The organism is Duganella sp. BJB1802 (genome assembly GCF_013369445.1).
Classification (GTDB): domain Bacteria; phylum Pseudomonadota; class Gammaproteobacteria; order Burkholderiales; family Burkholderiaceae_D; genus Rugamonas; species Rugamonas vulcania_A.
Map to the genome: position 1 here is coordinate 95,914 of NZ_JABWEF010000015.1, position 16,085 is coordinate 111,998.

The following is a 16,085-nucleotide window of genomic DNA, read 5'->3' on the forward strand; positions in this document are numbered from 1 at the left end:
AGGTAGGCGGACCGGAGATCATAGCCGGTGAATATGACGGCGTCGTTGCACGTCCCTGCTAAAGATTCATTTTTCGATGGGCTTCAACTTCTCCGCGTCGTAGTAGTAGCCGTCCCATTGGACCACGATGCGGCCGGGCGCCTTGAGGTAGATATGCGTGCAGCGGGCGTCGATGGCCGTCACCGGATCGGGCAGTCCCATGTTGGCGGAGCTCACATGCCCCTGCTCGCGAAACGACCTGGGCAGGTCGTCGACGCTGCGTTCGTAGCTGGGATGCCTGCAGGTGCGGCTGTCGATCACGAAGCGGTCCTGCGCGATGACGACCTGCGTGCCCACCAGCGCCCTCGCCTCGCGCTCCGGCATCGCGGCGATGTCGGCCGAGTCCAGCAACCGGGTGAGGCTCCAGCGGCCGTAGATGTCGGCGTTGTCCGTGGCGGCGGCGGGCAGCGTGCACAGCAACGTCGCCAGCAGGCCGAGGCCGGCGGCGCGGCGGCGACTCGACGCCCAGCTGTGCCCTGGCATGGCCTTAGTCCGCCGGCACCCGGAACGGCGCGCTCTCCTCCGCGCGCCGGGGGATGAGCCCGCGGGCGATGACCTTCTTCGCCCCGCGCCTCGTCCGCAGGGTCATGTAGATGGTGCGGGAAATGGCGCCCGCCGCGCCCTTGAAATCGCCATCGTCGACCAGCGAGAGCACATTGCCGGCCCCGGTGGCGCCGACGTTGTAGACAAAGCTGACCAGCGCATCGAACTGGTTCTGGCTAAGCGCCCGGCTGGTGACCTCGCGGCGCACGGCGCGCTCGGCATCGGCCAGCCTGGAGGCGAAGACCGCCTCGACCTGGATGGTGTCCACCTTGGTCTTCAGCTCGGCCACGCTGCACGGTCCCTTGTGCGCCAGCGTGCCCACGCCCCAGGTGCAATTGCCCCGGCCGGGTTTGCCTCCGTCGTCGTAATAGGAATACCTGGGATTTTCATACCGGCGTATGCGGGCCTTGGCTGCGGCGCTCAAGCGCAGCTTGGAGTTGTCGACGGCAGGCGCGTTCAGGGCATCGTCCGGCATGGCTTCCTCGCGGGTGGGTGGCTGGAGTGCGGTCGGCCACGGCTGGGTCAACCTTCGTTCACTCTAGTCCGCCGGCGGCGCCGGACTCTGAGCGCGCGCAAAGTTGCCCATGCTGTCCTCGGGTAACGTTTTTCCCCGTTACATCAGAAGCTGAAAAATCATTTCATATCGTGAAAATCAGCTGACGAATCGGCCGCCACATTTCATCCACTTTTTGAAAAATCATTTTACATTATGAGACAAACAAGCCAAGTCATTGAAAATAAACAGATAAATTTTAGTTATATGTCTTATATAAGACCTTGATGCAGTGCACCAGAATGGCCTACTATTTAGTCATGCAGTTTGCTTCGACAAGACGTAGCGGCGCACTCAAGATTTTCTCAAACTTGCTTTATTCTTTAGGAGATACACATGTCCCAATATCAAGACGACATCAAGGCGGTTGCTGGTTTGAAAGAGCAACAAGGCAGTGCCTGGAACGCCATCAATCCTGAGTCCGCCGCCCGCATGCGCGCCCAGAACAAATTCAAGACCGGTCTGGACATCGCCAAATACACCGCCAAGATCATGCGCGCCGACATGGCCGCCTACGACGCCGACTCGTCCAAGTACACCCAGTCGCTGGGTTGCTGGCACGGTTTCATCGGCCAGCAGAAGATGATCTCGATCAAGAAGCACTTCAACAGCACCGACCGCCGCTACCTCTACCTGTCGGGCTGGATGGTCGCCGCGCTGCGCTCCGAGTTCGGCCCGCTGCCTGACCAGTCGATGCACGAAAAGACCGCCGTCTCGGCGCTGATCAAAGAGCTGTACACCTTCCTGCGCCAGGCCGACGCCCGCGAACTGGGCGGCCTGTTCCGCCAGCTGGACGCCGCCGAAGGTCCGGCCAAAGCCGCCATCCAGTCGCAGATCGACAACCACGTCACCCACGTCGTGCCCATCATCGCCGACATCGACGCCGGTTTCGGCAACGCCGAAGCGACCTACCTGCTGGCCAAGCAATTCATCGAAGCCGGTGCTTGCTGCATCCAGATCGAAAACCAGGTCTCCGACGAGAAGCAATGCGGCCACCAGGACGGCAAGGTCACCGTGCCGCACGAAGACTTCCTGGCCAAGATCCGCGCCATCCGCTACGCCTTCCTGGAACTGGGCGTGGACGACGGCATCATCGTCGCCCGCACCGACTCGCTGGGCGCCGGCCTGACCAAGCAGATCGCCGTGACCGCCAAGCCAGGCGACCTGGGCGACCAGTACAACTCCTTCCTGGACTGCGAGGAAGTCTCGGCCGACGCGCTGGGCAACGGCGACGTCATCATCAAGCGCGACGGCAAGCTGCTGCGTCCCAAGCGCCTGCCGAGCAACCTGTTCCAGTTCCGCGCCGGCACCGGCGAAGCGCGCTGCGTGCTCGACTGCATCACCTCGCTGCAGAACGGCGCCGACCTGCTGTGGATCGAAACCGAAAAACCGCATATCGCCCAGATCGGCGGCATGGTCAGCGAAATCCGCAAGGTCATCCCGAACGCCAAGCTGGTGTACAACAACAGCCCATCGTTCAACTGGACGCTGAACTTCCGCCAGCAGGTGTACGACGCGATGAAAGCCGCCGGCAAGGACGTCTCGGCCTACGAGCGCGCCCAGCTGATGAGCGTGGAATACGACACGACCGAACTGGCGATCGTCGCCGACGAGAAGATCCGCACCTTCCAGGCTGATGCAGCCCGCGAAGCCGGCATCTTCCATCACCTGATCACGCTGCCGACCTACCACACCGCCGCGCTGTCGACCGACAACCTGGCCAAGGAATACTTCGGCGACCAGGGCATGCTGGGTTATGTGGCTGGCGTGCAGCGCAAGGAGATCCGTCAAGGCATCGCCTGCGTCAAGCACCAGAACATGTCCGGCTCGGACATCGGCGACGACCACAAGGATTACTTCAGCGGCGAAGCGGCGCTGAAGGCCGCAGGTAAAGACAACACCATGAACCAGTTCTAACCACGGTTCCAGTGTCACAGAAAAGCTCGCTTCGGCGAGCTTTTTTTGTGGGTGCTTAACCGAGCTCGAAACTCGTGATGCCGTACTGCCTGTCCATATGGAGCTTGGGTTGCTCACGCGTGTACATGCGCGCCGTCTCGAAACACCGCTGCATCTGATGACGCTCGGCCAGCGCAACGGCCGCAGGATTGAGTTCAGGGACATCGAGAAAAACCGGCTGCTCCGGCCCCAGCTTGCCCAGCAAGCCGTCAAGCAACCGCTCCGCCACAGCGGGCGTATCGGCAAACAGCGGGCCGATCTTATAACCGTTGCGGCAAGGGCGCGCCACCGCGTAACCGGCCAGCCCTTGCGCGCTCACGGAGCCAATCGCTATATGGTGCGGATGCCGCACCCAGCACTGCAAGAAGCTGCCGCGCTCCTCCGGAAAATAGCTGTGATCGTACCGGAAAATTTCGTCATCGCTCAGCGCCGACAACGGCACGATGTCGCGCGCATCCCCAGGCCGTCCGGTGCCCTGCCCTTCATACCGGAAATTGCGATGCGCAAGCCGGAAGCCCGACTTGGCATAGTTGGCCTGCTGCGCCACCACACCGTCGAGGCCAACGTTGCGACCGGCCAGCCGCGCCATCGCAGCCTGCCACATCGCCCAGCCATGACCACGGCCACGCCAAGCCGGCTTGACGATGTAGCCGCCGATGAAGCCGAACCCAGCGCCATACTTGACCGCAAAGATGCTCGCCACCGGCTCGCCGTCCAGCACGCCGATCAGAAAGCCGCCTGGATCTGCCGCATAAAAACACGCGGCATCATGCAGGCCGGGGTTCCAGCCTTCAATGGCCGCCCAGTCCAGGGCGATGTTGAGCTCAGCCTCGCTCATCTGACGTATTTCCAACGACGATGCCACCATGGTCGCCTCCCCCGATTGATGAGTGCCGATGGCCCTGCGGTTCAAGCCTTGCCGGCAAAAGCCCGACGCAGCCAGAACGCCGCGGCGCCGGCAATCAACAATACTACAATCAGCGAACCTTCCACGCCGAATACACCACCGGTCAACATCGCATCGCCCACCAGTTGGCCGCGCAGCAAGCCATCGCTGGCCGCGTGGCCAGACACCGTCGACGAGAACACCGTGCTGACACAATAGTTCCACGCGATGTGAGTGCCGATGCAGATCCACAGACGGCGCGTCTTCATGTACAGCGCCGCTTGCAACACGCCATACGCGGCAAGCGAAGCAATCGCCAGCACCGAGATACCTTCATTCGGAAGATGGCTCAGGCTGAACAGCGACGCCGAAATCACGATGGCGGCCTTGCTGCCCAGCGAGCGCTCGACCACGCCGAATATCACGCCACGGAACATCATCTCCTCCGCCATACCGACCAACACCAGTTCAGCCAGCGGTAACAACATCTTGAGACTCAGTGGATTGACGCCATCGAAACGGTAAGCACCCAGCACCGCCAGCACGGCAAAGCTGGACACGACCAGGCCAGCGCCGAGCAACAGTCCCATGCCCATCTCGCGCGCCATGCCCGGCGTCGCCAATTCGGCCGGCTGCCGTTTTTCGATACGCAGCACATAGAAGCGATAGCCGAACCACACAAACACGGCAGCCAGCAATTGCGGCCACGCGACGCGGTAAGGCTTTGCAACCAGCTGCGAGGCGACGATCATCGTCAGCGGCACAGCGGCAAAGGTCAGCACCAGGCCCAGCACAATACGCACCACCGGGTTCGCCATCAGGCGCGATGCCAGGGTCGGTTTATTCGCCGCCATGTTCAGAGTCGTATCCATAATCGCTTTCATTAAGGTCGTACTTTCTTGTTCGCCGCGCGGATGCGGTCGCCGAAGGAGCGCTGCTCAAGCGCCGCGATGGCCTGGGCCAGGCATTCGGACAACGGAAACTCCAACTCCGCATCCAGGCTGTCGGCCGCGCGCTTGGTCGCCTTCCAGCACGCCTGTAGTTGCGGCAACAAGGCCTCGCCCTTGCTGCTCAGGCGCACCACGCGCTGGCGACCGTCTTCGTCGCCGGCGGCCACCAGCAGCAGGCCCTCCTTCTTCATCAGCGCCACCGTCTGCGTGGCCGCCGGTTGGGTGATGCCGGCCAGTTCGGCTAGTTGGCCGACCGTCGCGCTTTGCTGCTGCGCCAGCGCCCGCATCACCGGCGTGTAGCGCGGCCGGTAATCGAGGCCAGCGTCCGTATAGGATTGCTGAACCGCTCCGTCGAGCAGTTCGATCAGATGTCGTAATTGGGTTCCGAGTCCTTGTTTCATGTGGCGATTGTAGCACTTATTACATAAGCACTTATATAAATTTTTAAGAAGTCTTAGGAGAAGTCGTTTTCCACACCAAGTAACGCGGATCGGTGGATGCAATAAATCAGCTGCCGTCAGCCGGCGGTTTTGAAGTTATCAACTTAAAGGCACAAAATAGACAACTTAACGCGGGGAAGTAAGCATATGGGTAGCCCACCCCTGTCGGTTCGGTCGCGGTTCCGGTATCATTCGGCATGAATACGATTTCCTTCCAACCGTTTATTATTGGCGTCGCAGGCGGTAGCGGCAGTGGCAAGTCCACTGTGTCCCAGAAAGTGCTGGCAGCGTTTGGCGCAGACATGGTCTCGGTCGTGATGCAGGACGACTACTACTGCGACCAAACCCACCTCCCCCCTGAAGTCCGCCCTCAGCAGAATTACGACCATCCGCAGGCTTTCGAATGGTCGTTGCTTGTGCAGCATATCCAGGCCTTGCGCAATGGCCAGGCGATCGAGATGCCCGAGTACGACTTCACGCTTCACAACCGCTCCGACCGGACCATTCCGGTCAAGCCGGCCCCGGTGATCGTGATCGAAGGCTTGTTTGCCCTGTACGACGCGGACCTGTGCGACATGATGTCGCTGAAGATCTATGTCGACACCGCCTCCGACATCCGCTTCATCCGCCGCATGCAAAGGGATATCACCGAACGCGGCCGTTCGGTGGAGAGCGTCGTCAGCCAGTACCTGGAAACCGTACGCCCAATGCACAAGCAATTCATCGAGCCAACCAAGCGCAACGCCGATATCATCATTCCGCACGGCGCTAATGGCCCGGCGGTCGACATGATCACCACCAAGGTGGCGAGCGTTATCGACCAGCTGAAGCGGCCCTGATTCTTTCGTCTGGAACTCGCCTGGCATCCGTTTAAGGCGGGTCTCAGGTCAAGGGCGATCATGGGCGTGGTGACGACCGCTCACTCCCTTGTCCCGGCTTCAGGCGGTGTCGACGTGCATGGCGATGTTGAAGCTGCCCGCGCCGTTTTTCGCCAGCCCGATCATCAGCAGGCCAAGCGACTCAAGCGTCTTGGCCATCTGCAGCGGGCCGACATCCAACGGACGCAGCCCGAGACTGTCGAGAAAGGCCGAAACGCGCGCCTTGGCCTCGGCATTATCGGCCGCGAGGAACGCGTCGAGGCGCCCGCCCCGGGCAAGCACGTGGCCGAACAGGGTGTTGAATGCCTTCACGACATGCGCGCCGGCTGGAACCCCCTTGGCGGTTTCCTGCGCACCGGAACTGCCGCTGGGCGTCACCAGGCCCGAGAGGTCGGGGGCGACCGGGTTGGTGATGTCGACGATCACCTTGCCGTCGAGCGCGTTCCCGAAATCGGCCACCGCCGCCACCGCACCGCTGTACGGCACGGCGAGGATGACGATTTCGCCCTCCGGCGCGGCGCCATACACTCCAGCCGTAGCACCGGCGCCAAGCTTGTCGGCCAGGGCCCGCGCCTTGGCCGGGTCGCGGCCGATCACCTCGACCCGATATCCGGCCTTGATGCTACGACCTGCGATCGCCGTGGCCATTCCTCCCGCGCCGATGATGCTGATGGTTTTCTGAGTACTCATGTGTCGTTTCCTTGAAAAGGGTATTGCTCAAAGTTAGCCGGCCGGGAAGTAATGGCCGTTGTCCAGATCGGCAAGCAGGCTGGGCTGAGCGGGTTCCCAGCCAAGGATCTGGCGAGTGATCAGGTTGGAAGCAGGCAGATCCAGCGTGACCAAATTCGCGAAGAACCCAAAGAATCCCGGCAACATCAATACGTCCACAGGAATGCTCACCGCCGGCAGGCCCAGACGGCTGCCGATGGCCTCGGCAATCTCGCGGAACCGGACGCCCTCGCCCTCGATCCCGTGCCAAAATTTGCCGGCCGGCCCCTTCTCCAGCGCGAGGCGGAACAAGCTGGCGAGGTCGCGGCCATGCACGGCCGGCCAGACGTTCGCGCCGTCTCCCGGATAGCCGACGACGCCCTTCTCCTTGGCCAGCGCGATCAGCAGCGGCAGGAAGCCGACATCGGTCGTGCTGTGCGCGATGGGAGGAATCCGCACGATCGACGAACGCACGCCCCGCTCCGCGAGGCCGATGACGGCGAGCTCCACAACGTTGCGAGCCCGCAGGGTCCCCTTGTACGCATCGCCGCCGGGCAGGGCCGGGTCGTCCTCGGTGGCTGGGCGGCCCAACTTTTCCCACCCTGGCGAGCCTATGCTCCCCGACACGACCAGCGGCTTTCCGGTTCCCGCCAGCGCCTCGCCGTAAGCGAGCATGATCTGGAGTTCCGCAGCGGCTACGGCATCGATCCCGCCCGAGAGAAGCAGGTCCTGCCTGTGCGCGATGTGGATGACGCCGTCTGCCTCCACCGCCGCCGCCTTGAGCCCCTCGAGGTCGGAGATATCCCCGCGCCGCACCTCGGCGCCGAGCGCGGACACCGCATCCGCAGCCTTGTCCGAACGGGCAAGGCCGGTAACTTCGTGTCCGGCCGCGACCAGCTCGGGGATGATGTACGAACCGATATGGCCGGTTCCTCCAGTAACGAAAACGCGCATAGTGCTGTTCCTTGTGGGTGATGTGATGGGAGAACATGGCTGTCGGCGGTGTGCCCGGCCCTGTCGGCAAGGCCGGCGGTGACCGCTCAACATGCAGGCCATGCTATTCATTTCACTTGTAAAAAGCAAGTGAAATTCTGGAATTTTACTTGCGAGACGCAAGCGATGTTAGAATCCAACCATGAAGACGACGAGTAAAGAAGACTTTCGGTCCCATTGCGCAGTGAACTACGGCGTGGAGATCTTCGGCGACAGGTGGTCGCTGTTGATCATTCGCGACATCGTTTTTGTCGGCAAGAAGACGTATGGAGAATTCCTGAAATCGGAAGAGAAAATCGCGACCAATGTCCTCGCTTCCCGCCTGGCCTTTCTTGAGGAGCAGGGAATTCTGTCGAGGACGCCCAGCCCCGATGACGGGCGCAAGGACTACTACACGTTGACCGAGAAGGGCCTGGACCTCATTCCCATCGTGCTCAACATCGTCCTTTGGAGCGCGCGGTACGATGCGAAATCGTACGTGCGGCCCCAAAAGGACTTCGTTAAACGAATAAGTCGAAACCCCGTGCAGGTGAGCGAAGAGGTGAAGGCACTGGTTCGCAGCGGCGGATGTATATTCCCGAACGTCAAAGAATGATCGGGGCCGCAGCGCGCCGCACGAACTGTGCGAGCGCGATGCCTCAGTCGAACTTGACCAGGTCTTTAAAGATCAGCTGACCCCAGCTATTTCCGCGCGCCTGCACCAGCAGTCCGCCTTCCGAAAGCCCGCCCAGTTTGATCGGCGCAAAACCAAGGTTTTCCGCAAGCGCAGCAACCTCCGCTGCCGCGCCGTCATCGTCGCTGGCCAGGAATACGACTCTCCTGCCTCCATTGACAGCCGGGTCTTGCTCAAGGACGGCGGCGACCAAATGGTTGAAGCCCTTGACCAGTTTCCCACCGGTGAAGGCCTGCGCGACGACCTTGGCGGAAGAAGGCTGCCCTCCCAGCTCCTCAAGCGGCACGCCGTAGGCATTGGTCGCATCGATGATGGTCTTCCCCGCCCACGTCGGCAGCGCCTTCGCGACATCCCGGTGCGATTCGAAACGCACCGCCAGAAAGACGATGTCGGCCTTGACCGCTTCCGCCAGTGTTTGGGGACGGATCCCGGGTCCGATCGCGGCCGCAGCGGATGCAAAGCTTTCCGGCTCGCGAGTGGTGGCAACGGATACTTCGATGCCGCTTCGGGCAAACGCCTTGGCAAGCGCCTGGCCGAGCTTGCCGAAGCCGATAATTGCGTAGCTCATATATTTTCCTTTGGTTGAGCACGCCCTGCGGGTACCGAATATCGACCGGAGCGGCCGGCAGGGCGTGGCGCGTCAGATTTGCGCCAGGCCGCCGTCGGCGGCGACCTCGCTGGCGGTCATGAAACTGCTGTCCTGCGACGCGAGAAAGGCAGCCACCGCTCCGATCTCCACCGGTTCGGCCATGCGTTTGAGCGGATTCATCGAGGCGAACACCTTCATGCCCTCCTCGCCCACCGCGGCCTTCGCCAGTTCGGTAGCGGTCGGCCCGGGCGACAGCACGTTTACCCGGATGCCGGTGCCCTTCAGATCCTCCGCCCAGGACCGCGCGAGGTTGCGCACCGCCGCCTTGCTCGCGCTGTAGGCGCTGAACGCCGGGGCGCCCGTGGTGCCGGCGCTCGATCCGGTCAGGATGATCGAACCGCCCTCGCCCATCAACGGCAGCGCCTTCTGGACCGTGAAGATCAAACCCTTCACATTGGTGTCGAAGGTTTCGTCAATGTGCTCGGCGGTGATCTGGCCGAGCGGAAGCAGGCTACCCACCCCGGCGTTGGCGAAGACGATGTCGAGCGTTCCGCGCTCGGCCTTCACCGCCGCGTAGAGCCGGTCGAGGTCGGCCTCATCGGCGACCGAGCCCTGCACCCCGCGCGCGTTGGGTCCGAGCTCGGCCACGGCGGCGTCGAGCGCCTCCTGCCGGCGGCCGAAGATGAAGACAAAGGCCCCCTCTTCGATGAAGCGTGCTGCCGCTGCGCGGCCGATGCCGGTAGCGCCGCCGGTGATCACGGCGGTCTTTCCATTCAGTCTGGTCATAACTTGTATCCTTCCTTGGTTAGGAAGCAGGAATCTGCTTGCTTGAATAGAGTATGGAGTTAAGGTAACCTATGCACAAGTATGCACTTTTAGGTAACCACAAAATTATGACGACTCCTACTGAAACCTGCGGCACTGTCGGTACCATCGAGTTGGCGCTCAACTATATCAGCGCTCAACACTCCGTTCAGCCTGGCTTTGACATCATCTAGTGTGGCTATGAGTCGCCGCGCCGCCAAGCGCCGTTCGCGCGCGTCCTGAAGCGAAATTTCGGGATAGGGACCGAAAGTGAGCCGGTTCTCTTTTCCGTCCTGTTGACGAAATTTCAAACGCCAGCTGCGCGAGCCGGTTGGAGCAACTTCTAGGTACAGTCCGCCGCCATCAAACAGCTTATATAGTTTCTGGCGGGGCTTGGCATTTCGGACTTGCGCTTCGGTCAGAGGTGGGATAATTTTGGGCATGGTAGTCTCCCTTGGCAGGTGCCGGAAACTACTTTAGACTAGGTTTTTGGGGCATTGGTTTTGAATGGGGTAAAACTGATCCGTATCAAGGCCCCCAAAAACGCTGGATGCTGCTGGACAGTAGGAGCCGTCAGAATACAAAAAAGCCGCTGTAGCAGGGGCTAGAGCGGCTTTTTTAATACTTCCTTGGACTTGCTGAGACTGCCCAATTTGAATCCTTGGCGGAGAGAGGGGGATTCGAACCCCCGATAGGCTATGAACCTATACACGCTTTCCAGGCGTGCGACTTCAACCACTCATCCACCTCTCCTGCATCACTTTCCCCTTTCGGAGAAGCCGCGAATTATAGCAAAAATTCCCAAGAGTACAAAGTTTATTTCCCCAACCTCAGGAAGCTTCCTTCAACTGCTCCAGAATCGCCGGATTCTCCAGCGTGGACACATCCTGCGTGATCACCTCGCCCTTGGCCAACACACGCAACAACCGCCGCATGATCTTGCCCGAACGCGTCTTCGGCAGATTATCCCCAAACCGGATCTCCTTCGGCTTGGCGATCGGACCAATCTCCTTGGCGACCCAATTCCGCAACTCCAGCGCCAGCTTCTTGGCCTCTTCCCCAGTAGGACGCGCCTGCTTCAACACCACGAACGCACAGATCGACTCACCGGTCGTATCGTCCGGCTTGCCCACCACCGCAGCCTCAGCCACCAGCGGATTGGCCACCAGCGCCGACTCGATCTCCATCGTGCCCATGCGGTGACCCGACACATTCAGCACATCGTCAATCCGCCCGGTGATCGTGAAGTAACCCGTATCCTTGTTACGAATCGCACCGTCGCCAGCCAGGTACATCTTGCCGCCCAACTCCTCCGGGAAGTAGCTCGACTTGAACCGCTCGGGATTGTTCCAGATGGTGCGGATCATCGAAGGCCAAGGACGCTTGACGACCAGGATACCGCCCTGTCCGTTCGGCACGTCCACACCAGCCTCGTCCACGATCGCGGCCATGATGCCCGGCAGCGGCAAGGTGCACGAACCCGGCACCATCGGCGTCGCGCCCGGCAGCGGCGTGATCATGTGGCCGCCGGTCTCGGTCTGCCAGAAGGTGTCGACGATCGGGCACTTCTCGCCGCCCACCTGCGTGTAGTACCACATCCACGCTTCAGGATTGATCGGCTCGCCCACCGTGCCCAGCAAACGCAGCGACGACAGGTCGTAGTTTTTCGGATGCACTTTCGCGTCGACGTCCGACGCCTTGATCAGCGAACGGATCGCGGTCGGCGCGGTGTAGAAGATGCTGACCTTGTGCTTGGCGATGGTGTCCCAGAAGCGGCCGGCGTTCGGGTAGGTCGGCACGCCTTCGAACACCACTTGCGTGGCGCCCACCGCCGTCGGGCCGTAGGCGATGTAGCTGTGGCCCGTCACCCAGCCGATGTCGGCCGTGCACCAGTAGACGTCGTCCGGCTTGATGTCGAACGACCACTTCATCGTCAGCGCGGCCCACAGCAGATAGCCGCCGCTCGAATGCTGCACACCCTTCGGCGTGCCGGTCGAGCCGGACGTGTACAGGATGAACAGCGGATGCTCGGCATCCACCCACTCCGGTTCGCATACCGACGACTGGTTGGCGACCAGGTCGTGCAGCCACAGGTCGCGCCCCGCCTGGAAGTTGATGTTGCCACCGGTGCGTTTGTAGACGATCACGTCCTTGATGGTGTCGCAGCCGCCCAGCGCCAGCGCTTCGTCGACGATGGCTTTCAATGGCAGGCTTTTGCCGCCGCGCAGTTGCTCGTCGGCGGTGATGACGGCCACCGCGCCGGCGTCGATGATGCGCTCCTGCAGCGATTTGGCGGAGAAGCCGCCGAACACCACCGAGTGCGTGGCGCCGATGCGCGCGCAAGCCTGCATCGCGGCCACGCCTTCCACCGACATCGACATGTAGATGATGACGCGGTCGCCTTTCTTGATGCCGCGCGATTTCAGGCCGTTGGCGAATTTGCAGACCTTCTCGTGCAGCTCTTTGTAGCTGACGTGCACCGACTTGCCGTCGTCCGCTTCGAAGATGATGGCGGTCTTGTCGGCGTTGCCGTTCTGCAGATTGCGGTCCAGGCAGTTGTAGGAGACGTTCAGGTGACCGTCTTCGAACCATTTGTAGAACGGCGCGTCGTCCTCGTTCAGGACCTTGGTGAACGGCTTCTGCCACACCAGGTTTTCCTTCGCCAGACGCGACCAGAAGCCTTCGTAGTCGGCCGCCGCCTCCGCGCACAATGCGTTGTAGGCGTCCATGCCGGACACGGTCGCCTGTGCTGCAAACGCCGCCGGTGGCGTGAAGATGCGGGATTCCTGCGGACCTTGTTGGGTAGTAGTGCTGCTCATGCTTGTCTCCAGTGTTTGTAGTCGTTTGTCATAAACATAAACTTCATCGCTTACTGAGCCCTTACAGATTGGACGTCCCCGGCGGAGGATGTGGTGCTCTATGTAATTTTACCAATATTTCTAAAGCCATACGTCGTGTCTCCCCGCTGCGATTGCTGAGCAGCACGTGTAAAATGTCGCCATCTCGTTAGTCTGCACCAATTCAAGGAGTTCCGCCGTAATGACCAAGCCACCACCGAAACTGCGCCCGCTGCCCGCCTTTATCTTCATGACGCGCTGGCTGCAGTTGCCGCTGTATCTGGGCTTGATCCTGGCGCAGTGCGTCTACGTGTTCCATTTCTGGGTCGAGCTCAAGGACTTGATCGGCGCCGTGCTGGGCAATGAGACCGCACTGGAGCACATCTTCCAGGCTGTCGCGGTGCCCGGCGCCCCGCTGCCGGCAAAGCTCAACGAAACCACCATCATGCTGGTCGTGCTCGGCCTGATCGACGTCGTCATGATTTCCAATCTGCTGGTGATGGTCATCATCGGCGGCTACGAGACCTTTATCTCGCGCATGAATCTCGACACGCATCCGGACCAGCCGGAATGGCTGTCGCACGTGAACGCCTCCGTGCTGAAGACCAAGCTGGCGATGGCCATCATCGGCATCTCGTCCATCCATTTGCTGAAGACCTTCATCAACGCCAGCGTCTACGACCCGAAAACGTTGATCGCCCAGACCAGCATACACGCGGTGTTCCTGCTGTCGGCATTGGCGATCTCCTACACCGACCGCATCACCACCCTCACCCATAACGAATCCCATTAACCCTCGCGAGAACATCATGACCATCATAAAGCAAGAAGACCTGATCGAATCCGTTGCCGCCGCGCTCCAGTACATCAGCTACTACCACCCCGCCGACTATATCCAGCATCTGGCGCGCGCCTATGATGCCGAGCAAAGCCCGGCCGCGAAGGACGCGATCGCGCAGATCCTGACCAACTCGCGCATGTGCGCCGAGGGCAAGCGTCCGATCTGCCAGGACACCGGCATCGTCAACGTCTTCCTGAAGATCGGCATGGGCGTGCGCTTCGAGGGCTTCACCGGCACCGTCACCGACGCCGTCAACGAGGGCGTGCGCCGCGCCTACAACTACGATGACAACAAGCTGCGCGCCTCCATCGTGGCCGACCCGCACTTCGACCGCAAGAACACCAAGGACAACACGCCGGCCGTGGTCCACATGGAACTGGTCGAGGGCGACACCGTCGACGTCAAGGTGGCCGCCAAGGGCGGTGGCTCGGAAAACAAATCCAAGATGGTCATGATGAATCCGTCCGATTCGCTGATCGACTGGGTGCTGAAGACCGTGCCGACCATGGGCGCCGGCTGGTGCCCGCCAGGCATGCTGGGCATCGGCATCGGCGGCACCGCCGAGAAGGCGATGCTGATGGCGAAGGAAGTGCTGATGGAAGACATCGACATGTACGAGCTCAAGCAGCGCGGCCCGCAGAACAAGCTGGAAGAGCTGCGCATCGAACTGTGCGACCGCATCAACGCGCTGGGCATCGGCGCGCAAGGCCTGGGTGGCCTGACGACCGTGCTGGACGTGAAGATCATGACCTACCCGACCCACGCCGCATCGAAGCCGGTCGCGATGATTCCGAACTGCGCCGCCACCCGCCACGGCCACTTCGTGCTGGACGGCTCGGGCCCCGCCTACATGACGCCGCCTCCGCTGTCGACCTGGCCTGACGTCAGCTGGGCGCCGGACACCGAGAAGTCCAAGCGCGTCGACCTGAACACGCTGACCAAGGAAGAAGTCGCCTCGTGGAAGCCGGGCCAGACCCTGCTGTTGAACGGCAAGATGCTGACCGGCCGCGACGCCGCGCACAAGCGCATCCAGGACATGCTGGCCAAGGGCGAGCAACTGCCGGTGGACTTCAAGAACCGCGTGATCTACTACGTCGGCCCGGTCGATCCGGTACGCGACGAAGTGGTGGGCCCGGCCGGCCCGACCACCGCCACCCGCATGGACAAGTTCACCGACATGATGCTGGAGAAAACCGGCCTGATCGCGATGATCGGCAAGGCCGAGCGCGGCCCGGTCGCCATCGAGTCGATCAAGAAGCACAAGTCGGCCTACCTGATGGCGGTCGGCGGCTCGGCCTACCTGGTGTCGAAGGCGATCAAGGGCGCCAAGGTGCTGGGCTTCGCCGACATGGGCATGGAAGCGATCTACGAGTTCGACGTGGTCGACATGCCGGTGACCGTGGCGGTGGACGCCGCCGGCACCTCGGTGCATGAAACCGGTCCGAAGGAATGGAAAGCCAAGATCGAAGCGCTGAACGTTCCGGTCGTGACGGCCTGATGCAAGGCGCCCGCTCTCCCGGCGCCCCCATCGGCGTCTACGATTCCGGCGTGGGCGGGCTGTCGGTGCTGCGCCACATCCGGGCGCAGCTGCCGGCCGAGGACTTGATCTACTTCGCAGATTCCGGCCACGCGCCGTACGGCGAAAAGACCGAGCAGTATGTGGTCGACCGTGCGCTGCTGGTGGCCGCCTTCCTGCTGGAGCGCGGCGCCAAGGCGCTGGTGGTGGCCTGCAATACCGCGACCGTGGCCGCCATCAAGGCGGTGCGGGCGCGTTATCCCGAGCTGCCGGTGGTCGGCGTAGAGCCCGGCCTGAAGCCCGCCGCGGCGATCACGCGCAGCGGCAAGGTCGGCGTGCTGGCGACGGCGCGCACGCTCAAGGGCGACAAGTTCCTGCAACTGCGCGAGCAGATCAGCGCCGCCACGCGGGCCGAGTTCCTGCTGCAGCCGTGCGTGGGCCTGGTCGACCAGATCGAGCTGGGCGACCTGGACACCCCGGCCATCGCCGCGCTGCTGGAGCAATACGTGGCACCGCTGCTGGACCAGGGCGCCGACACGCTGGTGTTGGGCTGCACCCACTATCCCTTCGTCCAGGCCGGCATCGAACGCGTGCTGCGCGGCCACGGACACCCGGACGTGATGCTGATCGATACGGGCGACGCCGTGGCGCGCCAGCTGGTGCGCCTGCTGGACGGCGGCGGCCTGCTGCACCCGGCGCGCGCCAACGGCGAGGCGCCCGCGTCCCTGCGCGGCTACACGACGGCGGATGTGAGCGCGCTGGCGCCGGCCTTCGCCAATCTGCTGGGCCTGCATCCGCCGGTGGAAAAGGTTGATGTTTAAGCAAGCCGGAATATTTTGAAAAAACTTTGCATTTAGATTTGCAGGATTCAAAACTGGC

At 62.0% G+C, this 16,085-nt stretch carries 17 protein-coding genes and 1 tRNA gene; 6 read left to right on the plus strand and 12 right to left on the minus strand.

Annotated elements, in window-relative coordinates:
* Positions 1-66 precede the first annotated feature (66 nt).
* Positions 67-522, minus strand: a complete 456-nt coding sequence (locus tag HUX88_RS22340; RefSeq protein ID WP_176363167.1) for a hypothetical protein — start codon at positions 520-522, stop codon at positions 67-69.
* Positions 523-526: 4 nt separating this feature from the next.
* On the minus strand, positions 527-1,057 hold the full coding sequence (locus HUX88_RS22345; protein WP_176363168.1) for a lysozyme: 531 nt from the start codon (positions 1,055-1,057) through the stop codon (positions 527-529).
* Positions 1,058-1,471: 414 nt separating this feature from the next.
* On the opposite strand from HUX88_RS22345, the gene HUX88_RS22350 reads away from it, so the two are divergent.
* Positions 1,472-3,052: an isocitrate lyase gene (locus HUX88_RS22350; RefSeq protein WP_176363169.1), complete on the plus strand. Its 1,581-nt coding sequence runs from the start codon at positions 1,472-1,474 to the stop codon at positions 3,050-3,052.
* Positions 3,053-3,107: 55 nt separating this feature from the next.
* Here HUX88_RS22350 and HUX88_RS22355 read toward each other — a convergent pair whose 3' ends face one another.
* Genes HUX88_RS22355 through HUX88_RS22365 form a run of 3 tightly spaced genes read right to left on the minus strand, consistent with a single transcriptional unit; the run spans position 3,108 to position 5,328 of the window.
* The gene (locus HUX88_RS22355; protein ID WP_176363170.1) at positions 3,108-3,959 is read right to left on the minus strand and encodes a GNAT family N-acetyltransferase; all 852 of its coding nucleotides are present in this window, start codon (positions 3,957-3,959) and stop codon (positions 3,108-3,110) included.
* Positions 3,960-4,000: 41 nt separating this feature from the next.
* The gene (locus HUX88_RS22360) at positions 4,001-4,849 is read right to left on the minus strand and encodes a CPBP family intramembrane glutamic endopeptidase (protein WP_229219472.1); all 849 of its coding nucleotides are present in this window, start codon (positions 4,847-4,849) and stop codon (positions 4,001-4,003) included.
* An 11-nt stretch (positions 4,850-4,860) separates the two neighbouring features.
* Positions 4,861-5,328 carry a MarR family winged helix-turn-helix transcriptional regulator gene (locus HUX88_RS22365; RefSeq protein ID WP_176363171.1) on the minus strand — a complete coding sequence of 156 codons (468 nt, stop codon included), beginning with the start codon at positions 5,326-5,328 and terminating at the stop codon, positions 4,861-4,863.
* A 236-nt stretch (positions 5,329-5,564) separates the two neighbouring features.
* Here HUX88_RS22365 and udk point away from each other — a divergent pair, with 236 nt between their 5' ends.
* The gene (udk, locus tag HUX88_RS22370) at positions 5,565-6,206 is read left to right on the plus strand and encodes a uridine kinase (RefSeq protein WP_117013271.1); all 642 of its coding nucleotides are present in this window, start codon (positions 5,565-5,567) and stop codon (positions 6,204-6,206) included.
* Positions 6,207-6,305: 99 nt separating this feature from the next.
* On the opposite strand, the gene HUX88_RS22375 is transcribed toward udk, so the two are convergent.
* Both HUX88_RS22375 and HUX88_RS22380 read right to left on the minus strand, forming a co-directional pair.
* The gene (locus HUX88_RS22375; RefSeq protein WP_176363172.1) at positions 6,306-6,935 is read right to left on the minus strand and encodes an NADPH-dependent F420 reductase; all 630 of its coding nucleotides are present in this window, start codon (positions 6,933-6,935) and stop codon (positions 6,306-6,308) included.
* Between the two features lie 33 nt (positions 6,936-6,968).
* Entirely contained in the window at positions 6,969-7,907 is a 939-nt protein-coding gene (locus HUX88_RS22380; protein WP_176363173.1) for an SDR family oxidoreductase, read from the minus strand.
* Between the two features lie 181 nt (positions 7,908-8,088).
* Here HUX88_RS22380 and HUX88_RS22385 point away from each other — a divergent pair, with 181 nt between their 5' ends.
* On the plus strand, positions 8,089-8,541 hold the full coding sequence (locus tag HUX88_RS22385) for a helix-turn-helix domain-containing protein (RefSeq protein WP_176363174.1): 453 nt from the start codon (positions 8,089-8,091) through the stop codon (positions 8,539-8,541).
* Between the two features lie 43 nt (positions 8,542-8,584).
* On the opposite strand, the gene HUX88_RS22390 is transcribed toward HUX88_RS22385, so the two are convergent.
* The 5 genes from HUX88_RS22390 to acs form a co-directional block, all read right to left on the minus strand.
* A complete protein-coding gene (locus HUX88_RS22390; RefSeq protein ID WP_176363175.1) occupies positions 8,585-9,187 on the minus strand; it encodes an NADPH-dependent F420 reductase in 603 nt (200 codons plus the stop codon).
* 72 nt (positions 9,188-9,259) lie between these two features.
* A complete protein-coding gene (locus HUX88_RS22395; protein ID WP_176363176.1) occupies positions 9,260-9,994 on the minus strand; it encodes an SDR family NAD(P)-dependent oxidoreductase in 735 nt (244 codons plus the stop codon).
* Positions 9,995-10,083: 89 nt separating this feature from the next.
* The gene (locus tag HUX88_RS22400) at positions 10,084-10,455 is read right to left on the minus strand and encodes an Arm DNA-binding domain-containing protein (protein WP_176363177.1); all 372 of its coding nucleotides are present in this window, start codon (positions 10,453-10,455) and stop codon (positions 10,084-10,086) included.
* A 219-nt stretch (positions 10,456-10,674) separates the two neighbouring features.
* Positions 10,675-10,765 (minus strand) — tRNA-Ser (locus HUX88_RS22405).
* Positions 10,766-10,842: 77 nt separating this feature from the next.
* Entirely contained in the window at positions 10,843-12,831 is a 1,989-nt protein-coding gene (acs, locus tag HUX88_RS22410; protein ID WP_117013262.1) for an acetate--CoA ligase, read from the minus strand.
* A 220-nt stretch (positions 12,832-13,051) separates the two neighbouring features.
* Between acs and HUX88_RS22415 the strand changes: the two genes are divergently transcribed.
* The 3 genes from HUX88_RS22415 to murI are packed head-to-tail and all read left to right on the plus strand — an operon-like array spanning position 13,052 to position 16,027.
* Complete coding sequence (locus tag HUX88_RS22415) at positions 13,052-13,642, plus strand: YqhA family protein (protein ID WP_176363178.1); 591 nt, start codon at positions 13,052-13,054, stop codon at positions 13,640-13,642.
* A gap of 16 nt (positions 13,643-13,658) precedes the next feature.
* Positions 13,659-15,188 carry a fumarate hydratase gene (locus HUX88_RS22420; protein WP_117013260.1) on the plus strand — a complete coding sequence of 510 codons (1,530 nt, stop codon included), beginning with the start codon at positions 13,659-13,661 and terminating at the stop codon, positions 15,186-15,188.
* Positions 15,188-16,027 carry a glutamate racemase gene (gene murI / locus HUX88_RS22425; protein WP_176363179.1) on the plus strand — a complete coding sequence of 280 codons (840 nt, stop codon included), beginning with the start codon at positions 15,188-15,190 and terminating at the stop codon, positions 16,025-16,027. The genes HUX88_RS22420 and murI overlap by 1 nt, the downstream gene beginning before the upstream one ends.
* Positions 16,028-16,085 lie beyond the last annotated feature (58 nt).

Bases quoted from the DNA above. Each gene is read 5' to 3' on its own strand.
- HUX88_RS22340 (WP_176363167.1), bottom strand. From the start codon at position 522: ATGCCAGGGCACAGCTGGGCGTCGAGTCGCCGCCGCGCCGCCGGCCTC.
- HUX88_RS22345 (WP_176363168.1), bottom strand. From the start codon at position 1,057: ATGCCGGACGATGCCCTGAACGCGCCTGCCGTCGACAACTCCAAGCTG.
- HUX88_RS22350 (WP_176363169.1), top strand. From the start codon at position 1,472: ATGTCCCAATATCAAGACGACATCAAGGCGGTTGCTGGTTTGAAAGAG.
- HUX88_RS22355 (WP_176363170.1), bottom strand. From the start codon at position 3,959: ATGGTGGCATCGTCGTTGGAAATACGTCAGATGAGCGAGGCTGAGCTC.
- HUX88_RS22360 (WP_229219472.1), bottom strand. From the start codon at position 4,849: ATGGATACGACTCTGAACATGGCGGCGAATAAACCGACCCTGGCATCG.
- HUX88_RS22365 (WP_176363171.1), bottom strand. From the start codon at position 5,328: ATGAAACAAGGACTCGGAACCCAATTACGACATCTGATCGAACTGCTC.
- udk (WP_117013271.1), top strand. From the start codon at position 5,565: ATGAATACGATTTCCTTCCAACCGTTTATTATTGGCGTCGCAGGCGGT.
- HUX88_RS22375 (WP_176363172.1), bottom strand. From the start codon at position 6,935: ATGAGTACTCAGAAAACCATCAGCATCATCGGCGCGGGAGGAATGGCC.
- HUX88_RS22380 (WP_176363173.1), bottom strand. From the start codon at position 7,907: ATGCGCGTTTTCGTTACTGGAGGAACCGGCCATATCGGTTCGTACATC.
- HUX88_RS22385 (WP_176363174.1), top strand. From the start codon at position 8,089: ATGAAGACGACGAGTAAAGAAGACTTTCGGTCCCATTGCGCAGTGAAC.
- HUX88_RS22390 (WP_176363175.1), bottom strand. From the start codon at position 9,187: ATGAGCTACGCAATTATCGGCTTCGGCAAGCTCGGCCAGGCGCTTGCC.
- HUX88_RS22395 (WP_176363176.1), bottom strand. From the start codon at position 9,994: ATGACCAGACTGAATGGAAAGACCGCCGTGATCACCGGCGGCGCTACC.
- HUX88_RS22400 (WP_176363177.1), bottom strand. From the start codon at position 10,455: ATGCCCAAAATTATCCCACCTCTGACCGAAGCGCAAGTCCGAAATGCC.
- acs (WP_117013262.1), bottom strand. From the start codon at position 12,831: ATGAGCAGCACTACTACCCAACAAGGTCCGCAGGAATCCCGCATCTTC.
- HUX88_RS22415 (WP_176363178.1), top strand. From the start codon at position 13,052: ATGACCAAGCCACCACCGAAACTGCGCCCGCTGCCCGCCTTTATCTTC.
- HUX88_RS22420 (WP_117013260.1), top strand. From the start codon at position 13,659: ATGACCATCATAAAGCAAGAAGACCTGATCGAATCCGTTGCCGCCGCG.
- murI (WP_176363179.1), top strand. From the start codon at position 15,188: ATGCAAGGCGCCCGCTCTCCCGGCGCCCCCATCGGCGTCTACGATTCC.